This is a genomic window from Streptomyces sp. NPDC001617, assembly GCF_053596855.1.
The window spans coordinates 46,803-71,626 of record NZ_JBSFHA010000040.1 but is presented as its reverse complement, the minus strand read 5'-3'; the positions used below and the strand labels follow the sequence as shown (position 1 = coordinate 71,626).

The window sequence follows — 24,824 nt, the reverse complement described above, 5'->3', positions numbered from 1 at the left end:
GCGATCACTCGGGGCGGGCGCGGCGGTCGCCGACGGCGAGGCGGACGCAGACACAGGCGAGCGCCCCCTCCGCCACCGCGCAGGCCACGGCCTGGGCGAGGGCGGAGCCCGGCTGGGCCGTCGTTATGTCGAACCAGGCGTCCAGGACCGCCACGGCTGCCGTCGCCGAGGCCGTGAGGCGGGCCCTCGGGTCGCCGCGCAGGCCCAGCAGGGCCGTCGCCGTACAGCCCGCCGCCATCAGGACGTCGAGGCCGATCCAGGCCAGCGACCAGTTCCGCACCTCGGTGTGCGCCGGGAGGGTCAGGCCCAGCACCACCATCCACGGCACCAGCAGCACGGCCGCCGCACTCAGGACGACCAGCGTCCATCGCTTCAGCAGCACGACCACCGCGCCCACCACCGCGCCCAGCAGGAGCAGCGTCCACCCCAACAGCAACTTCCTCTGCGGCTGCCTCTTCATCAAGCTCCCCCTATCCGTTCCCACGCCTCCAACCTAGACCGCAGAGAAAATTCTGCAAAGAAAATTCGGCAGACATCAGGGTCGGGTCAGGGTTCTCAGGGTTACCGTGGCCGCATGACCGACGGCCCGTCCGACCAGCGCGAGCTGACCAGCCTCGAACGCACCGCCCTCTACAAATCCCTCGGCAACCCGCTGCGCCGCCGCATCCTCGACTACCTCGGCCGACACGGCGAGGCGAACTCCACCGTGCTCGCGAAGGAGCTCGGCGAGAGTTCCGGCACCACCAGCTACCACCTGCGCAAACTCGCCGAGCAGAAGCTGATCGAGGAGATCCCGGAGAAGTCGGGCGGCCGGGAGCGCTGGTGGCGGGGGCTGCCGTTCAGGCACACCACGCCCGACCCGGCCACGATGACCCCCGACGAGTACGCGGCGGCCGAGCACCTCGCCCTGCTGAAGATCGACGTCGACACGGAGCTGATGCGCCGTGCCCACCAGGAGTACCGGGGGCCGGAGGGCTGGGCGCAGGTCCAGCGGCACGGCGGCTGGATGACCAAGGACGAACTCCTCGCCTTCATGCGCGAGTACCAGGCCCTCCTCGACCGCTACAGCGGCCCCCGTGAGAGCGCCCCCGAAGGGGCGCGCCCGGTCAGCATGCGTTTCTACGCCGTGCCGGAGCCCGTGGGAGAGTGGAACAGTGAACCGACTGGCCCATGAGACGTCCCCGTACCTCCTCCAGCACGCCGACAACCCCGTCGACTGGTGGCCCTGGTCGGCCGAGGCCTTCGACGAGGCCCGGAAGACGAACAAACCCGTTCTGCTGAGCGTCGGGTACAGCAGCTGCCACTGGTGTCACGTCATGGCCCATGAGTCCTTCGAGGACCGGGCCACCGCCGACTACCTCAACGAGCACTTCGTCAGCGTCAAGGTCGACCGCGAGGAGCGACCCGACGTCGACGCGGTCTACATGGAGGCCGTGCAGGCCGCCACCGGGCAGGGTGGCTGGCCCATGACCGTGTTCCTCACCCCGGACGCCGAACCCTTCTACTTCGGCACCTACTTCCCGCCCGCCCCCCGCCACGGCATGCCCTCCTTCCGCCAGGTCCTGGAGGGCGTACACAGCGCGTGGAGCGACCGGCGCGACGAGGTCGCCGAGGTCGCGGGCAAGATCGTGCGGGATCTCGCCGGACGCGAGATCTCCTACGGCGGTCCCGACGCCCCCGGTGAGGAGGAGCTCGCCCAGGCGCTGCTCGGGCTCACCCGGGAGTACGACGCGCAGCGCGGCGGATTCGGCGGGGCGCCCAAGTTCCCGCCGTCCATGGTCGTCGAGTTCCTGCTCCGTCATCACGCCCGGACCGGGGCCGAGGGTGCCCTGCAGATGGCTCAGGACACGTGTGAGCGCATGGCTCGTGGCGGGATCTACGACCAGTTGGGGGGCGGGTTCGCCCGATACTCCGTCGATCGCGACTGGGTCGTCCCCCACTTCGAGAAGATGCTCTACGACAACGCCCTGCTCTGTCGCGTCTACGCGCACCTCTGGCGTGCCACTGCCCGCGGTGGAGCCGCTGATGAATGCAGCGAGCTCGCGCGCCGCGTCGCGCTGGAGACCGCCGACTTCATGGTGCGTGAACTCCGCACGAACGAGGGCGGGTTCGCCTCCGCCCTCGACGCCGACAGCGACGACGGCAGCGGCCGGCACGTCGAGGGCGTCCACTACGTCTGGACACCGGGACAGCTCGCGGAGGTCCTCGGTGACGAGGACGCCCGCCTCGCCGCCCAGTACTTCGGCGTCACCGAGGAGGGCACGTTCGAGCACGGCTCGTCGGTCCTCCAACTCCCGCAGCAGGAGGGCCTGTTCGACGCCGACAAGGTCGAGTCCGTCAAGAGCCGCCTCCTCGCCGCGCGCGCCGAGCGCCCCGCACCCGGCCGTGACGACAAGGTCGTCGCCGCGTGGAACGGCCTCGCGATCGCCGCGCTCGCCGAGACCGGCGCCTACTTCGACCGCCCCGACCTGGTCGAGGCCGCGGTCGGCGCCGCCGATCTCCTCGTGCGGCTGCATCTGGACGAGCAGGCCCGCCTCGCCCGTACCAGCAAGGACGGTCAGGTCGGCGCCAACGCGGGAGTACTGGAGGACTACGCCGACGTCGCCGAGGGACTCCTCGCGCTCGCCTCCGTCACCGGCGAGGGTGTCTGGCTGGAGTTCGCCGGGTTCCTGCTCGACCACGTCCTCGTCCGCTTCGTCGACCCGGAGACCGGAACGCTCTACGACACCGCCGCCGACGCCGAGCAGCTGATCCGCCGGCCGCAGGACCCGACCGACAACGCGACGCCCTCCGGCTGGACGGCCGCCGCGGGCGCCCTGCTGAGCTACGCCGCCCAGACCGGCTCCGAGCCCCATCGCACCGCCGCCGAAAGGGCGTTGGGGGTCGTGAAGGCGCTCGGGCCGCGGGTGCCGCGCTTCATCGGCTGGGGGCTCGCCGTCGCCGAGGCGCAGCTCGACGGGCCGCGGGAAGTCGCGATCGTCGGACCGGCGCTCGACGACGACGGCACAAAGGCCTTGCACCGTACGGCACTTCTGGGTACCGCCCCCGGCACGGTCGTCGCGGTCGGCGCTGCGGAGAGTGACGAGTTCCCGCTGCTCGCCGATCGGCCCCTGGTCGGCGGTGAGGCCGCCGCGTACATCTGCCGTAACTTCACCTGTGACGCCCCGACGACCGACCCCGACCGTCTGCGGACCGCGTTGAGCAGCTGAGACGACCGCGCGCGGCAGACGATTACGCAACCCCTGATCGAATTGTTCACTCTCGGGGCTCGTTGTGATGAAACGCGCTCTTCATCGAAGGGGCCCGTCCACTTCACAGATCCCCCCTAACCTCTCCACAGTAACGCGACAGTTGTAACTCGCTGTCGTGACAGGGGGCATTGGGGATCTGGGGGGATCTGTTGCTTACGTCTGTGTTCATCGCTGCCGTCTCGCTGGCCTTGTTCTGGATGGCGGCCTTCACCCTGTGGTGGCAGATGCACGCGTGGCGCACGCCCGAAGTGCTCGCCTCCACCCGCTTCAGCAGACCGGACGGGGACGAGCACGTCTCGTTCTCGCTGCTGCTGCCGGCGCGGCACGAACAGGCCGTGCTGGACCACACCATCCAGCGGCTGCTGGAGTCCACCCACACCGACTTCGAGATCATCGTGATCGTCGGGCACGACGACCCGGAGACCACGGCGGTGGCGGAGCATGCCGCCGAACGCGACCCGCGTGTCCGGGTGGTCGTCGACACCCACGAGAAGAAGAACAAGCCGAAGGCCATGAACACGGCGCTGCCGCACTGCCGCGGCGACGTCGTCGGGGTCTTCGACGCCGAGGACCAGGTCCACCCCGAGCTCCTCGCGCACGTCGACCACGCCTTCCGCACGACCGGTGCGGACGTTGTCCAGGGCGGGGTCCAGCTCATCAACTTCCACTCCAGCTGGTACTCCCTGCGCAACTGCCTGGAGTACTTCTTCTGGTTCCGCTCCCGGCTGCACCTGCACGCGCAGAAGGGGTTCATCCCGCTCGGCGGCAACACCGTCTTCGTACGCACGGATGTGCTGCGCGAGGCCGACGGATGGGATCCCAACTGCCTGGCGGAGGACTGCGACCTGGGGGTGCGGCTGTCGTCCGTCGGCAAGAAGGTCGTCGTCGCCTACGACTCCGACATGGTGACCCGCGAGGAGACCCCGGGCTCGCTGATGTCGCTGCTCAAGCAGCGCACCCGCTGGAACCAGGGCTTCCTGCAGGTCTACCGCAAGAAGGACTGGAAGCAACTCCCGGGCTTCGGGCAGCGGTTGCTCGCCCGCTACACCCTGATGACGCCGTTCCTGCAGGCCTTCTCCGGGGTGATCATCCCCCTCAACGCGGCGATCGCGCTCTTCCTCGACGTGCCCGTCGGGATCGCCTTCCTCACCTTCCTGCCGCTGGTCACCGCCGCGGTCACCTTCGTCTTCGAGGTCGTCGGACTGCACGACTTCGGCAAGCAGTACGGACTGCGCGTCCGTCTCGTCCACTACCTCAAGCTGATCGTGGGCGGCCCCTTCTACCAGGTCCTCCTCGCCGGGGCCGCGATCCGCGCCGTATGGCGTGAGCAACGCGGCCGCAACGAATGGGAGTTGACCAGCCACGTCGGGGCCCATCTCACCCAAGCCGAAGTGAACCGTGACATCCGAGAGGACGTCCCTGCGTGACCTCCACCCTTCCCGCGGTGACCACTCCCAAGGTCCCCGCGCAGCGGCAGCCTGCGCCTGAAGCCGGTTCGACCGGTCGAACGGCCCCGCCGAAACGTCTCCTCTCCTCCCGCCCCGACCTCCTGCTGTGCGGCGCGCTCCTCGTGGCGATCCTCGTCGTGCAGGGCTGGAACATCGCCGACTACCCGACCCTCAGCGACGACGAGGGCACCTACCTGGCCCAGGCCTGGGCGGTGCAGCAGGGCAAGGGCCTCGCCCACTACACCTACTGGTACGACCATCCGCCCCTCGGCTGGATCCAGATAGCCCTGCTCACCTGGATCCCGTCGTGGTTCAGCCCCGGCTCGATGACCGTCGGCAGCATGCGCGTGGTGATGCTGGTCGTGTCCGCCGTCAGCGCGGTCCTCGTCTACGTCCTCGCCCGCCGCCTGTCCCTGCCCCGCTGGGCCGCCGGCCTGGCCATGGCCCTGTTCGGGCTCTCGCCGCTCTCGGTCGTCCTCCAGCGCGAGATCTTCCTCGACAACCTCGCGGTGATGTGGACGCTCCTCGCCTTCACCCTCGCAGCCTCCCCGAGCCGCCACCTCTGGCACCACTTCGGCGCGGGCCTCGCGGCCGCCACGGCCGTGCTCAGCAAGGAGACGATGCTCGTCGTCCTGCCGGCGCTCTTCGTCACCATGTGGCGGCACAGCCACCGGGACACCCGCAAGTTCGCGGTCACCGGAGCCGTCACCGCCTGCGTGCTGATCGGCTCCAGCTACCCCCTCTTCGCCCTGCTCAAGGGCGAGTTGATCCCGGGCGGCGGGCACGTGTCCCTCTGGGACGGCATCAAGTACCAGATGACCAGGCCCGGTTCGGGCTTCATCCTCGATGAGGCCTCCGGCTCCCACGGCGTCCTGCACTCGTGGCTCTACTACGACCGCGTCCTGCCGCTGGGCGGACTCGCCGGCGCCCTGCTGCTGGTGGCCACCTGGCGCTGGTCCGTCACCGCCCGCGCCCTCGCCGGGCCGGCCCTCACCATCACGATCCTCACCGCGCTGGCCATGCGGCCCAACGGCTACCTGCCCGCGATGTACGTCATCCAGGCGCTGCCGTTCCTCGCCCTGGTCCTCGCCGGAGCCACCGCCTCCGTCGCCCACGCCGTACTGCGCAGGTGGCGGCGCCCCGACGAGCAGCGCTGGAGGACGCGCGGCCGGTACGCACTCGCGGCCGTGCTCGCCCTCGCCGCCGGTGCCTACGTCGTCCCGAAGTGGTACGACGGCGACCGCACCGCCGTCACGACCGACGCCAACGCCCCCTACCGGGCCGCCTCCAAGTGGCTCAGCACCGAGGTCGCGGACCCGAAGGAGGCCCGCGTCCTCGTCGACGACGCGCTCTGGCTGGACCTCGTGCACGACGGGTACCGGCCCGGGCTCGGCGTCATCTGGTTCTACAAGGCCGACCTCGACCCGGCCGTGACGAAGACGATGCCGCACGGCTGGAAGGACCTCGACTACGTGGTCGCCTCCCCGACGGTGCGGCGCGACGCGGTCGACCTGCCCAACGTCGAGGCCGCCATTGAGCATTCGACCCCGGTCGCCACGTTCGGTACCGGTGCGGACCGGATCGAGATCCGGCAGATCCAGACGACCGGCACGACCGACGGAGGCGTCCGATGACCCACGAGTACACCGCTCCGGGCGAGCTGAACGACCCCGCCGTACGCGGCACCGACGTCGCCGAGCCCGGCGCCGTCACCATCGTCGTACCGACGTTCAACGAGTCCGCGAACATCCGCGAACTCCTGCACCAGATCACCGAGTCGGTGCCCTCCCGGCTGCCGTGCGAGGTCGTCTTCGTCGACGACTCCACCGACGACACCCCCGAGGTGATCTACGCGGCGGCCAGGGACTGCCCGTTCCCGGTCACCGTCCTGCACCGCGAGGAGCCGGTCGGCGGGCTCGGCGGCGCCGTCGTCGAGGGCATGAAGGCGGCCGGGTCGGACTGGATCGTCGTCATGGACGGCGACTGCCAGCATCCGCCCTCCCTGGTACCGGAGCTGGTGGCCACCGGCGAGCGCGCGCACGCCGGGCTCGTGGTCGCCTCCCGCTACATCAAGGGCGGCAGCCGGGCCGGCCTCGCGGGCAGCTACCGCGTGGCCGTCAGCCGCGGGGCCACCTGGCTGACCAAGTCGCTCTTCCCCCGCAAACTGCACGGCATCAGCGACCCGATGAGCGGCTTCTTCGCGATCCGCCGCAGTGACATCGCGTCCGAGGCCCTCAAGCCGCTCGGCTACAAGATCCTTCTGGAGCTGGCGGTCCGCAGCCGGCCCCGCCGGGTCACCGAGGTGCCGTTCGTGTTCCAGGACCGGTTCGCGGGCGAGTCCAAGTCGTCCGCGCAGGAGGGCTTCCGCTTCCTGCGCCACCTGGTCGGCCTGCGCACCGCCTCGCCGATCGCCCGCATGGTCGCCTTCGGCCTGATCGGCGCGAGCGGGTTCGTCCCGAACCTGGTCGGGCTGTGGGCCCTGACCAGGGCCGGAATGCACTACGTGCCCGCGGAGATCCTCGCCAACCAGCTGGGCGTCGCCTGGAACTTCGTGCTCATCGAGCACCTGCTGTTCCGCGACCGCCGTGCGCACCGGAACTGGTGGGACCGGGTCGGCCGGTTCGCCCTGCTCGCCAACGCCGACCTGGTGCTGCGCATCCCGCTGATCGCGCTGTTCGTGCACCGGTTGGGGCTGGGGGCCCTGTCCGCCACCGCGCTCGCGCTGGTGACGACGTTCGTCCTGCGCTTCGTGGGGACCGAAGCGCTGGTCTATCTCCCGCGCAGGGGGCGCGGCCCGGCGGCGGAGCCGCCACACCAAACGCCGTGAACGGCAGCAAGGAGAGCCGGGTGAACAGACAGCACGTCACCAGATACAGAAGAAGGACGGCACTGGTCGGGGTGGGGGCCCTGACCGCCGGCCTTCTGCTCACCACACCCCAGTCCGCCGAGGCGGCCAACCTCGTCAAGAACCCGGGCTTCGAGACGGACGGCACCGACGGGATGCCGTACTGCTGGGAGAAGTCCGGCTGGGGCGACAACGACTTCAGCTTCCAGACGACATCGGACGCCCACTCCGGGTCCAAGGCGATGAAGGTGACGCTGACCCGCCGGGTCGGCGGCGACCGCAAGGCGCTGATCACCGAGTCGACGGACTGCGCGCCGGTGGTCACGGCGGGCAAGCAGTACGACCTGTCGCTCTGGTACAAGACGACCACGCCGGACGCGAACGTCACGCTGTTCCGGCACGACACCACGGCCGGCTGGCAGTACTGGACCGACCTCAAGACGCTGGAGATGCAGTCGAGTTGGACCCAGGCCTCGGTGCGCACGCCCGAGGTCCCGGCCGGCACCGACCGCATCACCTGGGGCGTCTCGGTCTACGGCACCGGCTCGGCGACGACCGACGACTACACGATGGACCAGGTCCCGGACGTCACCCCGCCCGCGACCTGCACCGGCACGGCCGACGAGTGCGCCAACGGCCGCTGGGACGTGCTGCCCACGCAGAACCCCGTGCGCTCCATGCACTCGGTCGTCCTCAACAACGGCAAGGTGCTGCTGATCGCGGGCTCCGGCAACAGCGAGGAGAACTTCGACGCGGGCACCTTCACGAGCGCCGTCTACGACCCGGCCGACGGCTCCTACAAGGTCATCCCGACCCCGAAGGACATGTTCTGCTCGGGCCACATCCAGCTGCAGGACGGCCGCGTCCTGGTGCTGAGCGGCAACAAGGCCTTTCCCGCGGCGGACGGTTCGCACGGCTACGAGGGCTACAAGGACTCGTACATCTTCGATCCGACGACCGAGACGTACAGCAAGACCAACGACCTCAACGACGGCCACTGGTACCCCTCGGCGACCGAGCTCGGCAACGGTGACGTCGTCTCCTTCGGCGGTCTGCGCGAGGACTCGACCGGCTCGGTGACCGCCGAGTACTGGTCGGACGCCCAGCAGAAGTGGCTGGCGCTGTGGCAGGTCAACCAGACCTGGTCGTACTGGGGTCTGTACCCGTCGATGATCCTGATGCAGGACGGCCGCCTCTTCTACTCGGGCAGCCATGTCTTCGGCAACAACATCCCCGGGACCGGATCGGCGATCTACGACTACAGCGCCAACACGATCACGCAGATCCCGGGCCTGCAGAACAAGGACCAGCGCGACCAGTCGGCGAGCGTGCTGCTGCCGCCGGCGCAGGACCAGAAGGTCCTCACCATCGGCGGCGGCAACATCGACTCCAACCCGGAGGGCAACCGCCTGACGGACGTCATCGACCTCAAGCAGGCCAACCCGTCCTACGTCGCCGGGCCCCCGATCCCGCAGGGCACGGTGGACCTCGGCAACGGCAAGGTCCCCGAGACCGGCAACCAGGGCAAGATGTACGTCTCCGCCGTACTGCTGCCCGACGGCAAGGTGCTGGAGACCGGCGGCGGTCTGCACAACCGGGCCAACCCGGTCTTCGAGGCCTCGATCTACGACCCCGACAGCAACACCTTCGACCCGGTGGCCGCCGACCCCGAGGCCCGCGGCTACCACTCGTCCGCGTTCCTGCTGCCCGACGGCCGCGTCATGGCCACCGGTGACAACCCGGGCAACGGCACCTGGAACCACAACGTGTCGATCTACACCCCGCCCTATCTCCTCAAGGGCACACGCCCGACGATCACTTCGGTGATCGACAGCGAGTGGAACTACGGCGACACCCAGCGGATCACCGTCGACCGGCCCATCGCCAAGGCCGAGTTGATCCGCCCGGCCGCCGTCACCCACTCCTCGGACCCGAACCAGCGGTTCGTGGACCTGCCGCTGTCCGTCGACGGCAACAACGTCGACCTGAACGTGACGAGCAACCCCAACGTGGCCCCGCCCGGCTGGTACATGCTCTTCGCGGTCGACGCCAACGGCGTTCCGTCGGTGGCCAAGTGGGTGCACCTGCAGGGCCCGCAGGCCCTGAGCGCCGACACCGCCGACGCGCACGTCCACTCCTTCGCGGACTCCCTGGAGGGCAAGGTCATCAAGCCCGGCAAGAAGCGGACGTCGCAGAAGGTGTCCGTCACCATCTCCGGCTGCGATCGGCACTACGGCTCCATCAACGTCTGTGTGCCGACCGTCTTCCCGAAGGGCGTGAAGAAGACCGCGGCCTCCCGCTGCGCCTGGCTGAAGAAGAACGACTACGGCCGCCTGAAGGTCAACGGAAAGGACGACCCGCTGGGCCTCGACCCGAACAGGGACGGGCTCGCCTGCGGAAAGGCGGACGTCAGGCGCCGTTGAGGATCAGCAGGCCCAGCGTGAACTGAAGTACCCACCGCAGTACCACGGCCCCGGCCCGGGCGGGCATCGCCCGGTGCCGGGGCCACACCAGTACCGCCATGGGCGGACGTGCTGTGTTCATGCCGCCGTCCCATCGCGCCGGCCCGGTCGCGGTGAGCGGCGGGGGTACTCAACCCTCCTGGGCACGCATGCTCAACGCGCGCTCCACGATGGCCACCAGCTGTTCGTGGTGCGCGCCCTTCCAGTACGCGCGTCCGCACGCCCGGCACTGTGCGAAGACGTCGTACGAGCGCTGGGTCCCGCCGTGCAACTGGTCCGCCACCTCTTCCTTGGTGGCCTCCTTCAGGAGGCCGTTGCAGGCGGTGCAGCGGGTCCAGGGGCGCAGCTCGGGCCGGAACCGGTCGAGGATGTCGCGGAGTTGGTCCTCGGGGCGGGTGCTGTAGACGTAGGCGCCGGACCACAGTTCGCGGCGCCTCAGCAGGCCCCGGTCGCGGCTGAGCATCACGCGCTGCTCGGCGGCCGAGCGGGCGGCGAGGGCCGGGTCGCCGATGTCCGTCGACTCGTACGCCGTGTCCACGCCGAGCAGGCGCATCCGGCGGGCGAGGGTGCCGAGATGGACGTCGAGGAGGAAGCGGAGGGGAGCTCCGGGGACCTGCTGGGGGCGGGCGACGGACCTGACCTCCACGCGGTCGCCGGCTGCGGGGACGTAGGAGACCGGGACCTCGCGGCCGTCGACCCGGAGGGCTCCGACCTCGGTGAGCGGGACGCCCGCCGACTCGACGGCATGACCGAGGGTGGAGACGCCGTCGGTGACGAGGGTCCGGCTCAGCCCGCGCGGGACGAAGACGGCGAGGTCAGGGGCGAACTCGACGTGGATCTCGGGACCGTTCACCCGGTCAGGATGTCACGGCAGGGGGCGTGGAGCTCAGGGCTTTTCGGTGGGGAGGCCGTGCTCCAGGACGTCCAGGGCCTGGCGCATGAGGTCCCTCAGGTCGCCCTTGAAGTCGTTCTCCGCCCAGTACATGGAGACCTCCATGAGGCCGCCGATCAGGGACATCGCGTAGACGCGGACCCTGAGGTCGTCCGGCTCCAGGCCGAAGTGGTCGGCGATCGCCCCGCACAGCATGCGCCCGGTCTCCGACATGCTCTCGAACATCCGGGAACGGACGGCGGGGACCTGGACCCCGAGATGCGCCCGCATCTTGATCATCTCGGGGTCCTCCCGGGTGGTCAGTTCGATCGCCGTCTGCAGGATGTGCCGCAGCGAGTCCATCCACGGCTCGCCGGCCGGCCGTGCGCGCAGCTCCTCCAGCATCAGCGGGTCGTACTCGTCCGTGAGGACGATGTCCTCCTTGGTGGGGAAGTAGCGGAAGACGGTCGACGGCGACACCTCCGCCCGGTCGGCGATCTGCTCGATCGTGGTGGCGTCGTACCCCTGCTCCTTGACCAGTGCGAACGTCGCCGAGCGGATCGCCTCGCGGGTCTTGATCTTCTTGCGCTCGCGGAGGCCGAGCCCGGGGCGGTCGGCGGGGGACAGAGGGGACTGTGCGGCCGTCATGCTGGTCATTGTCGGGCATCCACGGTCGGGGTGACCATGTCCGGGGTGTCCTGCGCGGCCTCGGCAACCTGCGTACTCGGCAGGAACGCCGCCGCCAGCAGCGCCGACACGAGCGCCGCGGCCCCGCACACCAGGAACACCAGGGCCATGCCGTGGACGTACGCGCTGTTCGCGGAGGCGACCAGGTGGGCGGAGTGGGCCTTCTCGGCGATGATGTGCGCCGCGACCACGGAGTCCCCGGCGGTGTCGGCCGCCTTGGCGGGCAGCCCGGTGACGTCGAGCCGGTCCTGGAAGGTGCTGGAGAGCAGGCTGCCGAGCAGGGCGATTCCGATCGCGCCGCCGACCTGACGCAGCGTCATGAGCAGCCCGGAGCCGCTGCCGGCGCGGTCGCGGGGCAGGGCGCCGAGGGCGCCGCCCATGGCCGGCATGAGCGAGAAGCCGAAGCCGAGACCGGTGACGGAGAGCCACAGCGCGGTGAAGCCGTAGCCGGAGTCGACCGTCGTACGGCTGCCGAGGAGCGCGGCGAAGGCCAGTACCACCAGGCCGGCGCTCACCGTGGCGCGGGCTCCGAAGCGGACGGCGGCCTGCGGGGCAGTCCGGGAGGCGACCAGGATGCCGCCCATCATCGGCAGCAGCCTCAGGCCGGTGCCGAAGGCGTCGTTGCCGAGGACCGCCTGGAGGTAGGGCGGCAGCACGAACAGCAGGCCGGACAGGACGAACATCACCAGGGTCGCGGCGATCGTGTTGAACAGGAAGCCGCGGTGGGCGAGGAGGGTCATGTCGAGCATGGGGCGCTCGACCCGGCGCTCGCGCAGGACCAGGGCGGTGATGAGGGCGACGGCCGCCACGAGCATGGCCAGGACCAGCGGGTTCCCCCAGCCGCGGGTGGGTGCCTCGATGATCGCGTAGACCAGGGCGCCGAGGCCGGTCGCGGTGAGCGCGGTGGAGACGGTGTCGACCCTGGGGGAAGCGGGGTCGCGGGTCTCGGGGAGCAGGAAGACGCAGGCGGCGATGCCGATCGCGGCCATCGGGACGTTGACCAGGAAGACCGAGCCCCACCAGAAGTGGTTCAGCAGCCAGCCGCCGACGATCGGGCCGAGCGGCAGGCCGAGCGCGGAGGCGGCGGTGACGATGGCGGTGGCCTTGGGCTGCTCGTCGGCGGCGAACAGGGTGGGCAGCACGGAGAGCGCGAGCGGGGTGACCAGGGCGGCGCCGACGCCCATCAGGGCGCGGGCGGCGATGACCCAGTTCACGTCCCCGGCCAGCGCGCCCGCCAGCGAACCGGTCAGGAAGATCCCGAGCCCGACGATCAGCATCAGCCGCCGTCCGAAGCGGTCGCCGAGCAGTCCGGCGGGGAGCATCAGCGCCGCGAAGACGACGACGTAGGCGTCCGCCATCCACTGCTGCTGGCCGGTGGTGGCGCCGAGGTCGCCGGCCATGGTCGGCAGCGCCACGTTGAGGATCGTCGTGTCGAAGCCGAGGGTCAGCATGCTCGCGACGAGGGCGGCGAGAGCCCACCAGCGGCGGGGGTCCGGAGCGACGGCACCTGAAGTGGGAGTGTCCATTAAATGAGAGTAACTCTCAAAATATAGTCACAGTCAATGGGTATCGACTCTCGTAAGGTTTCAGGCATGCAAAAAGGGCCACGGAAGCCGTGGCCCTTCAGGAGCGGGTGGTGCTACCCGTGCTGGTAGGCGACCAGCGAGATCCCCACGTAGTGGACGACGAACGCGGCGAGCGTGAGGGAGTGGAACACCTCATGGAAGCCGAACCAGCGCGGTGACGGGTTCGGGCGCTTGATGCCGTAGATCACGCCGCCCGCGCTGTAGAGGAGACCGCCGACGATCACCAGGACCAGTACGGCGATGCCGCCGGTCCGCATGAAGTCCGGCAGGAAGAAGACGGCCGCCCAGCCCATCGCGATGTAGCAGGGGGTGTAGAGCCAGCGCGGGGCGCCGACCCAGAAGACCCGGAAGATGATTCCGGCCGCCGCGGCACCCCAGATGCCCCACAGCAGCCACTGTCCCTTCGCGCCCGGCAGCAGCAGCATCGTCAGCGGGGTGTAGGTGCCCGCGATGATCAGGAAGATGTTGGCGTGATCCAGCCTGCGCAGGATGCCGTCCACGCGGGGGCTCCAGTTGCCCCGGTGGTACAGGGCGCTCACGCCGAACAGCAGGCAGGCCGTCAGGACGTAGATCCCGCAGGCGATGCGGCCTCTGGACGAGTCGGCGAGCGCGGTGAGGACCAGGCCCGAGATGAGAACGGCCGGAAACATGCCGAGGTGCAGCCAGCCGCGCAGCTTCGGCTTGATCGGCTCCGCGAGCTGCTGGGCGTGCTGCTTGATCTGGTGCGGGAGCGAAGGCGCACCGGAGTCGCGGCCGGCGGCCGGCGTGTCCATGGGCGCGTCGGGGACGGGCGCAGTCATACCGTGAATCGTACCTACGGAGCCGTAAGTTGCGGATGAGCGCGGGCCGAGAACCGGCGAAGAGTGGCCATCATCTCACGGCAGTTGACCGACCAGGGTTACCGCGCAAAGAAACGGTCACCTGAACTCTACGTGCACGCAAATAAACGCGTCGTGCACGGAAATCGCGTGACGATCCCCACTCCGCTCACCTGTGCGCTCCTCTGGACATATGGGCGGACTCGTCGGATGATCAAATGAGTGCGGTCGGCACCGGATGAGCGCTGATGATCCAGCCACGAAGCATCCGGGTCGCAGCCCCCACGGGGCCTCCAAACAAAAAATCCCTCATCAAGGAGCAATCGTGGCGCGCGACATCGCGGCTCCCCCCGTCATCCCCACCCAGCACAAGGAACTGGTCTCGTGGGTGAACGAGATCGCAGAACTGACCCAGCCGGACAGCGTGGTCTGGTGTGACGGATCCGAGGCCGAGTACGAGCGCCTGTGCGAGGAGCTCGTCGCGAAGGGCACCTTCAAAAAGCTCGACCCGATCAAACGCCCCAACTCGTACTACGCGGCTTCCGACCCGACCGATGTCGCACGGGTCGAGGACCGGACGTTCATCTGCTCCGAGAAGGAGGAGGACGCCGGCCCGACCAACCACTGGAAGGCCCCCGCGGAGATGCGGGAGATCTTCACGGGTGAGAAGGGCGTCTTCCGCGGCTCGATGAAGGGCCGGACGATGTACGTCGTCCCGTTCTGCATGGGCCCCTTGGGCTCCGACCTCTCCGCGATCGGCGTCGAGATCACCGACTCCGCGTACGTCGCGGTCTCCATGCGCACGATGACGCGCATGGGACAGCCGGTGCTGGACGAACTCGGCTCCGACGGCTTCTTCGTGCGTGCCGTGCACACGCTCGGAGCGCCGCTGGCCGAGGGCGAGGCGGACGTGCCCTGGCCGTGCAACTCCACCAAGTACATCTCGCACTTCCCCGAGAGCCGCGAGATCTGGTCCTACGGCTCCGGCTACGGCGGCAACGCCCTGCTCGGCAAGAAGTGCTACGCCCTGCGCATCGCGTCGGTGATGGCCCGAGACGAGGGCTGGCTGGCCGAGCACATGCTGATCCTCAAACTCACCCCGCCGCAGGGCGAGTCCAAGTACGTGGCCGCGGCCTTCCCTTCGGCCTGCGGCAAGACCAACCTCGCCATGCTGGAGCCCACGATCTCGGGCTGGACCGTCGAGACGATCGGTGACGACATAGCGTGGATGCGGTTCGGCGAGGACGGCCGGCTCTACGCGATCAACCCCGAGGCCGGTTTCTTCGGCGTCGCGCCCGGCACGGGTGAGCACACCAACGCCAACGCGATGAAGACGCTGTGGGGCAACTCGGTCTTCACCAACGTGGCGCTCACCGATGACAACGACATCTGGTGGGAGGGCATGACGGAGGAGACTCCGGCCCACCTCACCGACTGGAAGGGCAACGACTGGACGCCGGCGTCCGAGACCCCGGCCGCCCACCCCAACGCCCGCTTCACCACTCCCGCGGCGCAGTGCCCGATCATCGCGCCGGAGTGGGAGGACCCGAGGGGTGTGCCGATCTCGGCGATCCTCTTCGGTGGCCGTCGCGCCTCCGCGGTGCCGCTGGTGACGGAGTCCTTCGACTGGAACCACGGCGTCTTCCTCGGCGCCAACGTGGCCTCCGAGAAGACCGCCGCCGCCGAGGGCAAGGTCGGCGAGCTGCGCCGCGACCCCTTCGCCATGCTGCCGTTCTGCGGCTACAACATGGGCGACTACATGGGGCACTGGGTCGATGTCGCCAAGGGCAGGGACCAGTCGAAGCTACCGAAGATCTACTACGTCAACTGGTTCCGCAAGAACGACGAGGGCAAGTTCGTCTGGCCCGGCTTCGGCGAGAACAGCCGCGTCCTGAAGTGGATCGTCGACCGCCTCGACGGCAGGGCCGAGGGCGTGGAGACGCCGATCGGCATCCTGCCGGCCAAGGGTGCCCTGGACACCAAGGGTCTCGCACTCTCCGAGTCCGACCTGGAGTTCCTGCTCACGGTCGACAAGGAGGTCTGGCGCGAGGAGGCGTCCCTGGTCCCGGAGCACCTGGGCACCTTCGGCGACCACACCCCGAAGGAGCTGTGGGACGAGTACCGCGCCCTGGTGGAGCGCCTCGGCTGACCCCGCAACCCCCAAGACTCCGCAGCCGGTTGGGATGGGCCCTGACCAGTGATCGTCACGACCGGCCGCGGTGACAAGCGCGAGGTCCCGTACAACGGCGTGCGGGGCTCCGGGCCTGTCGTCGCCCTCCCGTCCGCCCCGACGGGAGGGTGACGGCAGGCCTTTCGCCTTTTCGGGCGGATGTTCCAGCGGTGGCTCGCGCAGCCGTGATCCCCTCGGTCATTTCCCGCATCACCTCTGCCCCGACCGGGATTTCACGGAACACTCGGGACATCCACGAACGAACCCGGGCTCGACTGGAAAGGTTTGGCGAGCCGGTGAACCTTTCCCGGTCTCAGCATTGGGCACCCCGGCTCAAGCCAACGCAGTGTGTGGCGCCCGGTCCGCGCGTCGCTGCGGGTGCACGCGGACCGGGGCCGTCACGGGGAGCCCGAGGGCTCAGGTAGACGCGAGTGCGCGGGGCTCCAGGGCCGCCGTGTGTACGTCCATCTGCTCGGCGGCGAGGATGGCCGCCGCGGTGTCCGCGCGCGACGCCGCCACGACCAGGGCGCGTCCGGCGAGGGCGTGGGCCCGCTGGTGCAGGACAGTGGCGTCGGCGGTGGCCGGGACCACGGACATCCGGGCCGGCTGCCGGCCACCCCGGAGCCGGGCCACCTGCTCGGCGAGTCGCTCGGCCGCGGGGTCCAGGTCCTCGGAAGGCGTCAGCGCCCGCAATTCGTCGGTCACCGCGAGCAGTGCCGCGAGATGACCCGCGAGCTGGATGTCCAGCTCCTCCTCACGGGACCGGTGGGGGAAGTCGGAGGTCGTGCCGGCCATCGTGCTGTGGACCGACTTGGTGCGGATCGGTTCGTACATGGATGGCCTCCCGTGCTGTCAGGAAACCATCCTAGCTTAGATTCCGTCTAAAGTTGAGCGAATCAAAAAGATCAAGGCCGTCGAAGGACCTACGGCTGGCTGTATCCGTCCAGGAAGTTCCCGATCCGGGTGATCGCGTCCCGCAGGTCCCCGACGGTCGGGAGGGTCACGACCCGGAAGTGGTCGGGCTCGGTCCAGTTGAATCCGGTGCCCTGCACGACCATGATCTTCTCGCTGCGCAGCAGGTCCAGGACCATCCGCCGGTCGTCCTTGATCTTGAACGCCTTGGGGTCGAGGCGCGGGAAGAGATACAGCGCGCCCTTGGGCTTCACACAGGTCACGCCCGGGATCTGGGTGAGCAGCTCGTGCGCGACGTCCCGCTGCTCCTTCAGGCGCCCGCCCGGCAGTACCAGGTCGTCGATGGTCTGCCGCCCGCTCAACGCGGCCACGACACCGTGCTGCCCCGGCATGTTCGCGCACAGCCGCATGTTGGCGAGGATCGTCAGACCCTCGATGTAGGAGTCGGCGTGCGCGCGCGGCCCCGAGATCGACATCCAGCCGACCCGGTAGCCGGCCACCCGGTACGCCTTCGACATCCCGTTGAAGGTGAGGGTGAGCAGGTCCGGGGCGACCGCGGCGGTCGGCGTGTGCGTGGCACCGTCGTAGAGGATCTTGTCGTAGATCTCGTCGGAGCAGACGAGGAGATTGTGCCGCCGGGCGATGTCGGTCAGCCCCTTGATCATCGCCTCGTCGTAGACGGCCCCCGTCGGGTTGTTGGGGTTGATGATGACGAGGGCCTTGGTGCGGTCGGTGACCTTGCGCTCGATGTCCGCGAGGTCGGGCATCCAGTCGGACTGCTCGTCGCAGCGGTAGTGGACGGCGGTCCCGCCGGACAGCGACACGGCGGCGGTCCACAGCGGATAGTCGGGAGCCGGTACGAGGACCTCGTCCCCGTCGTCCAGCAGTCCCTGCATCGCCATCACGATCAGTTCGGAGACGCCGTTGCCGATGAAGACGTGCTCGACGTCCGTCTCGATGCCCAGGGTCTGGTTGTGCATGACGACCGCGCGCCGGGCGGCGAGCAGACCCTTCGCGTCGCCGTAGCCGTGTGCCGACGAGACGTTCCGGAGGATGTCCTCCAGGATCTCGGGCGGGCACTCGAAGCCGAACGCCGCCGGGTTCCCGGTGTTCAGCTTGAGGATCCGATGCCCGGCCGCTTCCAGCCGCATCGCCTCCTCGAGCACCGGGCCCCGGATCTCGTAACAGACGTTGGCGAGCTTGGTCGACTGGATCACCTGCATGTCAGGGAGCTTACGGCCCGGTAACGCCTCGTGGGCCGTGTTTTCCGCCACGTGAGACGCACGGGTTTGGGCTGTTATCGCCGGTAGCTGTCCCAGGAGTCCCGCCCGTCTCTACAATGCGCGCCTATGTCCAGACCGGCCGAGCACGAGAGCGGCGCCTCGCAAGGACCGCCGAACGTGTACCACCCGCACCCGCAGTCCACCCCCGAGTACGCGCGGTACGCCGACCCGGCGGCCGCGCACGGCTGGCAGAACGCGTACGACGAGACGGCGCAGTTGCCGGTGGTCGAGGAAACGGTCGGCGATCACGGGCTCGGCCAGGAGGGCGATGTCCGGGACGGATCCCCGGACGGGGGTCCGCAGGCCGGGCGGCGCGCGGTGCCCGCGCGGGGCGGCGAGGGTGTCGGCGGGGGCCGACGGGCGAGGCGGAAGGCGGACCGGCGGCGCTCGCGGCGGGGGCTGGTGGTCGGTGGGGCCGTAGGGGCTGCGTCGGTGGTGGCCGTGGGCGTCGGGTTCCTGTTCTCCGGCGGGTCCTCCGGGCCGTCGGGCGGAACCGAGGGCAAGGACGGGCGTACGGGCGCGACGGCCGGGGACTCCGCGGGGCCGACGGACACGGCGTCGCCCGGTGAGGCGGCCGGGAGCGGGGTGTCCTCGGGGGGCGCGGATCCGTCGCGCACGGCGGTGTCGGCGAGCGCGTCGACGACCGGTGCGTCGGCCGGGCTGCCGTCGGCCGGGGAGTCCCCGTCCGTCACCTCGGCCCCGGGGAGCAGCCCGACATCCGCCGCCGCCACCTCGGCTCCCGGCAACTCCGGCAACAACCCCGGCCGTGGACAGGGCGGCACCAAGCGGCCCAAGTGAGCGACCGGAACCCTCCGCGCCCCTCAACTCGTCTTTCCCGTGGGTAGGTTGATCCTGCCGAAGGGGGAGTGTGTGGAGTTCTCGTTGCTCAACGACGAGCCCGTGACCGGGCCGGACGCCGATCTGCTCGGCACCGGGCGGGCCGCGCGCGAGCTGGCCAAGCTGGTGCACGACTCCCGCACGGCGACCCCCTTCACGCTCGCCGTCGACGCCGGGTGGGGCATGGGCAAGAGCAGCCTGATGCGGCTGGTCGAGGCGGAGCTCAAGGGGCGGTACGAGGATGTGGAGACCGTCTGGTACAACGCCTGGACGTCGACCGGTGCGGACGCGCTGGAGGGGCTGATCAAGTCGGTCCTGATGCGGTTCGACCGAAGGGTGCTGCGGCGGGCGGTGCGGCGACTGTCCGAGCAGCAGACCCTGCTCACGGCGTTGGGCGCGACGCTGGCCGTGGCCGCGGCGCCCTTCGGGGTGGCGGGTCTGGTGGACCGCTTCTGGCGGGACCTGTCCGTCGACGCCAAGGCCCGCAACGCGATGCGGGACGCGCTGCTGAAGCTGGCCACCGAGTGGGCGGAGTCCGCGACGCACGAGCCGCGCAGGCTGCTGGTGGTCTTCGTCGACGACCTCGACCGCTGCTCGGAGGAGACGGTGCTGGCGGTGTGCGAGGCGGTGAAGGTGTACCTGGACGTCCCGGGACTGGCCTTCGTCATCGGCTGCGACCGCTCCGCGCTCGGTCCCTCCGGACTGCTGCGGGATCTGGGGCCGGCCGGATCGGCGTTCATGGAGAAGGTGTTCCAGACGAGTTATCGGCTGCCGGTGGCGGGCGGGGAGGACGTCGAGGCGTACGTACGCAAGTGCGCGGAGCGCTCGGGCATCCAGGACCTGCTGGACGGGCCGCTGGTGAAGCTGATCGCCGAACGGTCGGACCGGAATCCGCGGCGGATCAAGCGGCTGATCAACGGGTTCGGACTGGAGTGCGCGCTGAATCCGGTGTGGGGCGACTTCGAGGCCGAGGCGGTGATCAGGACGCTGCTGATCCAGCACCTGTACGCCGACTTCTACCGCCTGCTCGTCTCGGGTAACGGCACGTACGGGGATGCGGCCCGGGAGTTCCTGGAGTACCGGACGGCCCGGCGGGTGCTGAGCCAGTGGGCTCAGGTGGACGAGGAGTCGTGGAAGACGACCGTGGACTCCGTCACCGGGCACGGCCTCGGGGAGCCGGACGCGCAGAACCGGGGGAGTTGGGAGACGGTGCTGGCGCGGCTGGAGGAGGACCTGCCCACGGTGTTTCCGGGGCTGGTGCGCGATCAGAACTTCGTGGGGCTCATCGAGGAGTGGATGCGGCTGCCGCAGGTTGAGGAGTTGGTACGGCGGTTGCAGGAGGGCGGGGCGCCGGTTGCGGCGAGCCACGAGCCCGTGGGAGACCTCGCGGGCGTCAGCATCCTGTGGGTCGACGACTATCCGGAGCAGAACCGCGAGCGTGTCGCCCAACTGCTGGCGCGCGGCGCCTCTGTTGAAGTGGCTTTCAACGCGGCGCACGCCGAGGGGATGCTCGCCTCCCGGGACGTGCTGATCTCCGACGTATCGCGTGGTGCAGGGCAGGACGAAGGATTCTCCGACCTGGCGGACTGGCGGAGGTACGGCTTCTTCGAGGGTCCCGCGCTGTTCTTCGTCAGCCGCCTCACACCCGCCCGTGAACAGCGGGCCCGCGAGCTGGGCGCCCGTATCACCGACGACCCCGAGACCCTCTTCCGGTACATCGAGGCCGCATACGAGGAAATCCGCCAACCCCGGTCCTGAAACAACTCCTTGCTCAACCACCCCCCTCCCCTCACAATGCACATGACAATCCAGTGGTTGGCCGGAAATCCTCCGGTCGCCCAAGTCGCAAGAGGGGACCCCCACATGAAGAAGCCTCTCGGCGCCGTGCTCACCGCCCTGGTACTCGCCGGGGCGGGCGCGGCACCTGCTGTCGCGGCGCCCGCCGCGCCGACGGTCAAGGCCGTCAACTTCGCCGGCACCGTGTCGCTCAGCAACTGTTCCGGCTCCGTCATCCGCTTCCCGAACTCCGCGGACAGCGACCCGGCCCTCGTCATGACGAACGGCCACTGCCTGGAGACCGGCTTCCCGGAGCCCGGCGAGGTCATCGTCGACCAGGCCTCCAGCCGTACCTTCGGCCTGCTCAACTCCTCGGCCACCAGGGTCGGCACGCTGCGCGCCAGCAAGGTCGTCTACTCGACGATGACGGACACGGACGTCACGATCTACCAGCTCACCACCACGTACGCCTCGATCAAGAGCACGTACGGCATCAGCCCGCTGACCGTCCAGGACACCCACCCGACCGTCGGCACCGCCATCACGGTCGTCTCCGGCTACTGGAAGAAGACGTACGCCTGCAACATCGACGGCTTCGTCTACCGCCTCCAGGAGGGCGACTGGACCTGGAAGGACTCGGTCCGCTACACCTCCGCCTGCCAGACCATCGGCGGCACCTCGGGCTCGCCCGTCGTCGACAACGCCACCGGCAAGGTCGTCGCCGTCAACAACACCGGCAACGAGGACGGCGAGCGCTGCACCGAGAACAACCCCTGCGAGGTCGACGAGAACGGCAATGTGACCGTCCGCCAGGGCATCAACTACGCCGAGGAGACCTACCAGATCCCGGCCTGCTTCACGACGGGCAACAAGCTGAACCTCAGCGCCGGCGGCTGCGTCCTGCCCAAGCCGTGAGCGGCTGACTCACGGCCGGGCTCCGTTCCGTCGCACGGGACTGCGACGGACCGCCCGCCCCGCCAGTACGTCCGTCCGCCGCCCGTCCTCGATCACGAACCGCCCGTCGACGAAGACGTGGGGAACGCCCACCGGGAGGGTGCGCGGGTTCTCGTACGTCGCTCCGGGCGCCACCGTCGCCGGATCGAAGAGGACCAGGTCGGCCCGGTACCCCTCCTTGACCAGGCCCCGGTCCGGGAGTCGAAGGCGTGCCGCGGGACGCGAGGTCAGATGGGCCACGCACTCCTCCAGCGACAGCACCCCCAACTCCCTTACGTACCGCCCGAGATACTGCGGGAAGGTGCCGTAGGCGCGCGGGTGGGGCTTCGTGCCCTGGAGGATGCCGTCCGAGCCGCCGGTGTGGACCGGGTGGCGCATGATCGTCTGCACGTTCTCCTCGTGGCCCACGTGCTGCAGGATCGTCGAGCCGAGTCCGTCCGCCAGCATCAGCCGGCGAGCGGTGGTCCAGGGGGTCTCGCCGCGCGCCTTGGCCGACTCCTTGACCGTACGGCCCACGAAGTCCCCGAGGGCCGGGTCCGCCACGCCCGCGATCTCGATCGTGTCCCACTCGATGGGCACCCCGTGGCAGCCGTCCGCGCCGACGACCTCCATGTGGTGGCGGATGCGTTCGGCCGTGTCGTCGTCCGCCAGCCGCTTCAGGATCGCCTCCGGGCCGCCCTCGCTCGCCCAACTGGGCAGCAACGCCACGAGAGTCGTGCAGCCCGGGGTGTAGGGGTACGTGTCCAGGCTGATGTCCGCCCCGGAGGCCAGCGCCTCGTCCAGGAGCGTCAGCAGCTCGGGCGCGCGGCCCTTGTTCACGCCGAAGTTCATGGTGGCGTGCGCGAGATGGAGGGAACAGCCCGCCTCGCGGGTGAGGGCGACCATCTCCTCGTACGCCTCCAACGCCCCTGCCCCGTACGAGCGGTGATGCGGGCAGTAGTAGCCGTCGTACGAGGCCACCACCCGGCACAGCTCGGTCAGTTCGGCGTCCTTCGCGTACATTCCGGGCGTGTACGTCAGCCCGGACGACATGCCGACCGCGCCCTGCTCCATGCCCTCGGCGACCAACTGCCGCATCCGGTCGAGCTCTTCGGGACTCGCCTCGCGGTCCTCCCAGCCGACGGCCAGCATGCGGACCGTCCCCTGGGGGATGAGATAGGCGGCGTTCACCGCGATCCCCTGGTCCAGCCGGTCCAGGTACTCGCCCACCGAGCGCCAGTCGAAGTCGATGTCGTCGCCGTGGCCGTTCCAGCCCGTGATCGCGCGGCGGACCTCGGCGAGGGTGCGGTCGTCCACGGGGGCGTACGACAGCCCGTCCTGGCCCAGGACTTCGAGGGTGACCCCCTGTGCGGCCTTGGCACTGTGGTCCGGGTCGCGGAGCAGGGCGAGGTCGCTGTGCGCGTGCATGTCGATGAAGCCGGGGGAGAGGACGAGCCCCTCCGCGTCCACCTCCCGCCGGGCCCGGGGCCGTTGGCAGCCGGCGTCGGCCGCCTCCTTGACGATCGAGACGATCCGTCCGCCGTCGATGACGACATCGGCGCGGTACGACGGCTCACCGCTGCCGTCCACGACGTCCGCGTCCCGGATGACCAGCTCCTCCACCGTTGGCCTCCTAGAAGAACGTGCGGATGTAGTCGACGACCGTGCCGTCCGCCTCGACCAGCGGGATCAGCTGCCACTTGTCGAAGGACGTGCACGGATGGGACAGACCCATGCCCACCCAGTCCCCGACCTCCAGGTCCGCCTCGGGGGCCGTCCGCAGCCACGCGTGCTGGTCGGAGAGGGAGGTGACGGAGACGCCGGTCGCCGGTCGCTCGGCGCCGTCCCGCCGCACCACCTGGGCGAACGGGAGATCGAGGTCGTACGCCGCGTCCCGCTTGCCCGCGTTGACGAAGGCCTGGTCGGGAGAGGGGCGGGAGACGACCTGCGCCCAGAGGCGGAAGGCCGGCTCCAGTGCGCCCTCCTCGGGGACCCGGTTGAAGGGGGTCACCTTCCGGTAGTGGCCGTCGTCGTGCGAGACATAGGCACCGGAGCGCAGCAACTTCAGTACCGGCGCCGACAGTTCGGGAGTCTCGGCGAACACGTCGGCCACCGCGTCGAACCAGGCGCTGCCGCCCGCGCTGACGACGATCTCGTCCAGCCCGGCCAACCGCCCCGCCTTGTCGAAGTCGACGGCGAGCGCGACCAGTCGCCGCAGCCACGCCCGCACCCGCTCCGGATCGGCCTGCGGCACCTCGCCCTCGTACCCGGCCACCCCGACCAGCCGCAGCGTCCCCACGGCGGCCACCGCGTCCGCGACCGCCGCGCACTCGGCCTCCGTACGGACCCCCGTGCGGGCCCCTTCACCGGCGGCGAGCTCGACGACGACGTCGACGGGGCGGGAGGCGCCGCGCAGAGCCGCGTCCATGAGCTCGACACCGCGTACGGAGTCGACGTAGCAGATGAGGCGGAAGCCGGGGTCGGCGTCGAGCTGGGACGAGATCCAGCGCAGGGCCGCCGGGTCGACGAGTTCGTTGGCGAGGAAGACCCGCTGAATGCCGAACTGCCGTGCCACGCGCACCTGGTGGGGGACGGCGAGGGTGATGCCCCACGCGCCGCGCGCGATCTGCTGCCGGAAGAGCTGGGGGGCCATGGTGGTCTTGCCGTGCGGGGCGAAGGCGAGGCCGTGGCGGGTCGCGTACGTCTCCATGAGCGCGAGGTTGTGTTCCAGGCGCTCGGCGGAGAGGGCGAGCACGGGGGTCGCGAAGCCGCCGGTGAAGAGGTTGCGGCGCTGGGCGGCCAGCTCGCCGACGGTGAGGCCGTCGGCGTCCGGGGGGAGGCCCTTGAAGCGGTGGTCGACACGGTCCTCGGCGAGTCGGACAAACGCCTCGGTGCTCATGGAACCTCCCTGATCAGGAGCGTTGCGCTTATTGCAACGTCCATTG

At 69.8% G+C, this 24,824-nt stretch carries 20 protein-coding genes; 10 read left to right on the top strand and 10 right to left on the bottom strand.

The genetic code is table 11. The features are described from left to right. Positions 1–4: 4 nt before the first annotated feature. Positions 5–460, bottom strand: a complete 456-nt coding sequence (locus ACWC09_RS27970) for a hypothetical protein (protein WP_450853529.1) — start codon at positions 458–460, stop codon at positions 5–7. Positions 461–574: 114 nt separating this feature from the next. Between ACWC09_RS27970 and ACWC09_RS27965 the strand changes: the two genes are divergently transcribed. From ACWC09_RS27965 to ACWC09_RS27940, 6 genes are all read left to right on the top strand, one after another. Then, positions 575–1,174: an ArsR/SmtB family transcription factor gene (locus tag ACWC09_RS27965; protein WP_450853528.1), complete on the top strand. Its 600-nt coding sequence runs from the start codon at positions 575–577 to the stop codon at positions 1,172–1,174. Further along, positions 1,155–3,209, top strand: a complete 2,055-nt coding sequence (locus ACWC09_RS27960; protein ID WP_450853527.1) for a thioredoxin domain-containing protein — start codon at positions 1,155–1,157, stop codon at positions 3,207–3,209. The genes ACWC09_RS27965 and ACWC09_RS27960 overlap by 20 nt, the downstream gene beginning before the upstream one ends. A gap of 191 nt (positions 3,210–3,400) precedes the next feature. Continuing rightward, positions 3,401–4,678 carry a glycosyltransferase gene (locus tag ACWC09_RS27955; protein WP_450853525.1) on the top strand — a complete coding sequence of 426 codons (1,278 nt, stop codon included), beginning with the start codon at positions 3,401–3,403 and terminating at the stop codon, positions 4,676–4,678. After that, entirely contained in the window at positions 4,675–6,333 is a 1,659-nt protein-coding gene (locus ACWC09_RS27950) for an ArnT family glycosyltransferase (protein WP_450853524.1), read from the top strand. Before ACWC09_RS27955 ends, ACWC09_RS27950 begins: the two co-directional genes overlap by 4 nt. Then, a complete protein-coding gene (locus ACWC09_RS27945) occupies positions 6,330–7,526 on the top strand; it encodes a glycosyltransferase (protein WP_450853523.1) in 1,197 nt (398 codons plus the stop codon). Before ACWC09_RS27950 ends, ACWC09_RS27945 begins: the two co-directional genes overlap by 4 nt. Positions 7,527–7,546: 20 nt before the next feature. After that, positions 7,547–9,967, top strand: coding sequence for a galactose oxidase-like domain-containing protein (locus ACWC09_RS27940; protein ID WP_450853521.1), 2,421 nt, complete (start codon positions 7,547–7,549; stop codon positions 9,965–9,967). Here ACWC09_RS27940 and ACWC09_RS27935 read toward each other — a convergent pair. The 5 genes from ACWC09_RS27935 to trhA form a co-directional block, all read right to left on the bottom strand. Beyond that, positions 9,954–10,088, bottom strand: a complete 135-nt coding sequence (locus ACWC09_RS27935; protein ID WP_450853520.1) for a hypothetical protein — start codon at positions 10,086–10,088, stop codon at positions 9,954–9,956. The genes ACWC09_RS27940 and ACWC09_RS27935 overlap by 14 nt on opposite strands. Positions 10,089–10,136: 48 nt before the next feature. Further along, complete coding sequence (locus ACWC09_RS27930) at positions 10,137–10,859, bottom strand: Mut7-C RNAse domain-containing protein (RefSeq protein ID WP_450853519.1); 723 nt, start codon at positions 10,857–10,859, stop codon at positions 10,137–10,139. 33 nt (positions 10,860–10,892) lie between these two features. Next, positions 10,893–11,525, bottom strand: a complete 633-nt coding sequence (locus ACWC09_RS27925; RefSeq protein WP_450853518.1) for a TetR/AcrR family transcriptional regulator — start codon at positions 11,523–11,525, stop codon at positions 10,893–10,895. 5 nt (positions 11,526–11,530) lie between these two features. Beyond that, complete coding sequence (locus ACWC09_RS27920; protein ID WP_450853516.1) at positions 11,531–13,090, bottom strand: DHA2 family efflux MFS transporter permease subunit; 1,560 nt, start codon at positions 13,088–13,090, stop codon at positions 11,531–11,533. A 113-nt stretch (positions 13,091–13,203) separates the two neighbouring features. Further along, entirely contained in the window at positions 13,204–13,950 is a 747-nt protein-coding gene (gene trhA / locus ACWC09_RS27915) for a PAQR family membrane homeostasis protein TrhA (protein ID WP_450853515.1), read from the bottom strand. Between the two features lie 343 nt (positions 13,951–14,293). Here trhA and ACWC09_RS27910 point away from each other — a divergent pair, with 343 nt between their 5' ends. Then, a complete protein-coding gene (locus ACWC09_RS27910) occupies positions 14,294–16,117 on the top strand; it encodes a phosphoenolpyruvate carboxykinase (GTP) (RefSeq protein ID WP_450853514.1) in 1,824 nt (607 codons plus the stop codon). Positions 16,118–16,555: 438 nt separating this feature from the next. On the opposite strand, the gene ACWC09_RS27905 is transcribed toward ACWC09_RS27910, so the two are convergent. Both ACWC09_RS27905 and ACWC09_RS27900 read right to left on the bottom strand, forming a co-directional pair. Further along, on the bottom strand, positions 16,556–16,972 hold the full coding sequence (locus tag ACWC09_RS27905) for an SCO4983 family protein (RefSeq protein WP_450853513.1): 417 nt from the start codon (positions 16,970–16,972) through the stop codon (positions 16,556–16,558). Positions 16,973–17,061: 89 nt separating this feature from the next. Continuing rightward, a complete protein-coding gene (locus tag ACWC09_RS27900; protein ID WP_450853512.1) occupies positions 17,062–18,273 on the bottom strand; it encodes a pyridoxal phosphate-dependent aminotransferase in 1,212 nt (403 codons plus the stop codon). 126 nt (positions 18,274–18,399) lie between these two features. Here ACWC09_RS27900 and ACWC09_RS27895 point away from each other — a divergent pair, with 126 nt between their 5' ends. The 3 genes from ACWC09_RS27895 (at position 18,400) to ACWC09_RS27885 (ending at position 21,861) form a co-directional block, all read left to right on the top strand. Beyond that, positions 18,400–19,131, top strand: coding sequence for a hypothetical protein (locus ACWC09_RS27895; RefSeq protein ID WP_450853511.1), 732 nt, complete (start codon positions 18,400–18,402; stop codon positions 19,129–19,131). Positions 19,132–19,203: 72 nt separating this feature from the next. Next, positions 19,204–20,928 carry a KAP family P-loop NTPase fold protein gene (locus ACWC09_RS27890; RefSeq protein WP_450853510.1) on the top strand — a complete coding sequence of 575 codons (1,725 nt, stop codon included), beginning with the start codon at positions 19,204–19,206 and terminating at the stop codon, positions 20,926–20,928. Between the two features lie 105 nt (positions 20,929–21,033). Beyond that, on the top strand, positions 21,034–21,861 hold the full coding sequence (locus tag ACWC09_RS27885) for a S1 family peptidase (protein ID WP_450853509.1): 828 nt from the start codon (positions 21,034–21,036) through the stop codon (positions 21,859–21,861). A 9-nt stretch (positions 21,862–21,870) separates the two neighbouring features. On the opposite strand, the gene ACWC09_RS27880 is transcribed toward ACWC09_RS27885, so the two are convergent. Together ACWC09_RS27880 and ACWC09_RS27875 are read right to left on the bottom strand one after the other, a co-directional pair. Further along, complete coding sequence (locus ACWC09_RS27880; protein ID WP_450853508.1) at positions 21,871–23,502, bottom strand: N-acyl-D-amino-acid deacylase family protein; 1,632 nt, start codon at positions 23,500–23,502, stop codon at positions 21,871–21,873. Positions 23,503–23,512: 10 nt separating this feature from the next. Further along, positions 23,513–24,778, bottom strand: a complete 1,266-nt coding sequence (locus ACWC09_RS27875; RefSeq protein ID WP_450853507.1) for an amino acid deaminase — start codon at positions 24,776–24,778, stop codon at positions 23,513–23,515. Positions 24,779–24,824 lie beyond the last annotated feature (46 nt).

What these genes read in the sequence shown, in the direction of transcription:
- ACWC09_RS27970 (WP_450853529.1), bottom strand. Translation starts at nt 460, where the DNA reads ATGAAGAGGCAGCCGCAGAGGAAGTTGCTGTTGGGGTGGACGCTGCTC.
- ACWC09_RS27965 (WP_450853528.1), top strand. Translation starts at nt 575, where the DNA reads ATGACCGACGGCCCGTCCGACCAGCGCGAGCTGACCAGCCTCGAACGC.
- ACWC09_RS27945 (WP_450853523.1), top strand. Translation starts at nt 6,330, where the DNA reads ATGACCCACGAGTACACCGCTCCGGGCGAGCTGAACGACCCCGCCGTA.
- ACWC09_RS27935 (WP_450853520.1), bottom strand. Translation starts at nt 10,088, where the DNA reads ATGAACACAGCACGTCCGCCCATGGCGGTACTGGTGTGGCCCCGGCAC.
- ACWC09_RS27925 (WP_450853518.1), bottom strand. Translation starts at nt 11,525, where the DNA reads ATGACGGCCGCACAGTCCCCTCTGTCCCCCGCCGACCGCCCCGGGCTC.
- ACWC09_RS27920 (WP_450853516.1), bottom strand. Translation starts at nt 13,090, where the DNA reads ATGGACACTCCCACTTCAGGTGCCGTCGCTCCGGACCCCCGCCGCTGG.
- trhA (WP_450853515.1), bottom strand. Translation starts at nt 13,950, where the DNA reads ATGACTGCGCCCGTCCCCGACGCGCCCATGGACACGCCGGCCGCCGGC.
- ACWC09_RS27905 (WP_450853513.1), bottom strand. Translation starts at nt 16,972, where the DNA reads ATGTACGAACCGATCCGCACCAAGTCGGTCCACAGCACGATGGCCGGC.
- ACWC09_RS27900 (WP_450853512.1), bottom strand. Translation starts at nt 18,273, where the DNA reads ATGCAGGTGATCCAGTCGACCAAGCTCGCCAACGTCTGTTACGAGATC.
- ACWC09_RS27895 (WP_450853511.1), top strand. Translation starts at nt 18,400, where the DNA reads ATGTCCAGACCGGCCGAGCACGAGAGCGGCGCCTCGCAAGGACCGCCG.
- ACWC09_RS27885 (WP_450853509.1), top strand. Translation starts at nt 21,034, where the DNA reads ATGAAGAAGCCTCTCGGCGCCGTGCTCACCGCCCTGGTACTCGCCGGG.
- ACWC09_RS27875 (WP_450853507.1), bottom strand. Translation starts at nt 24,778, where the DNA reads ATGAGCACCGAGGCGTTTGTCCGACTCGCCGAGGACCGTGTCGACCAC.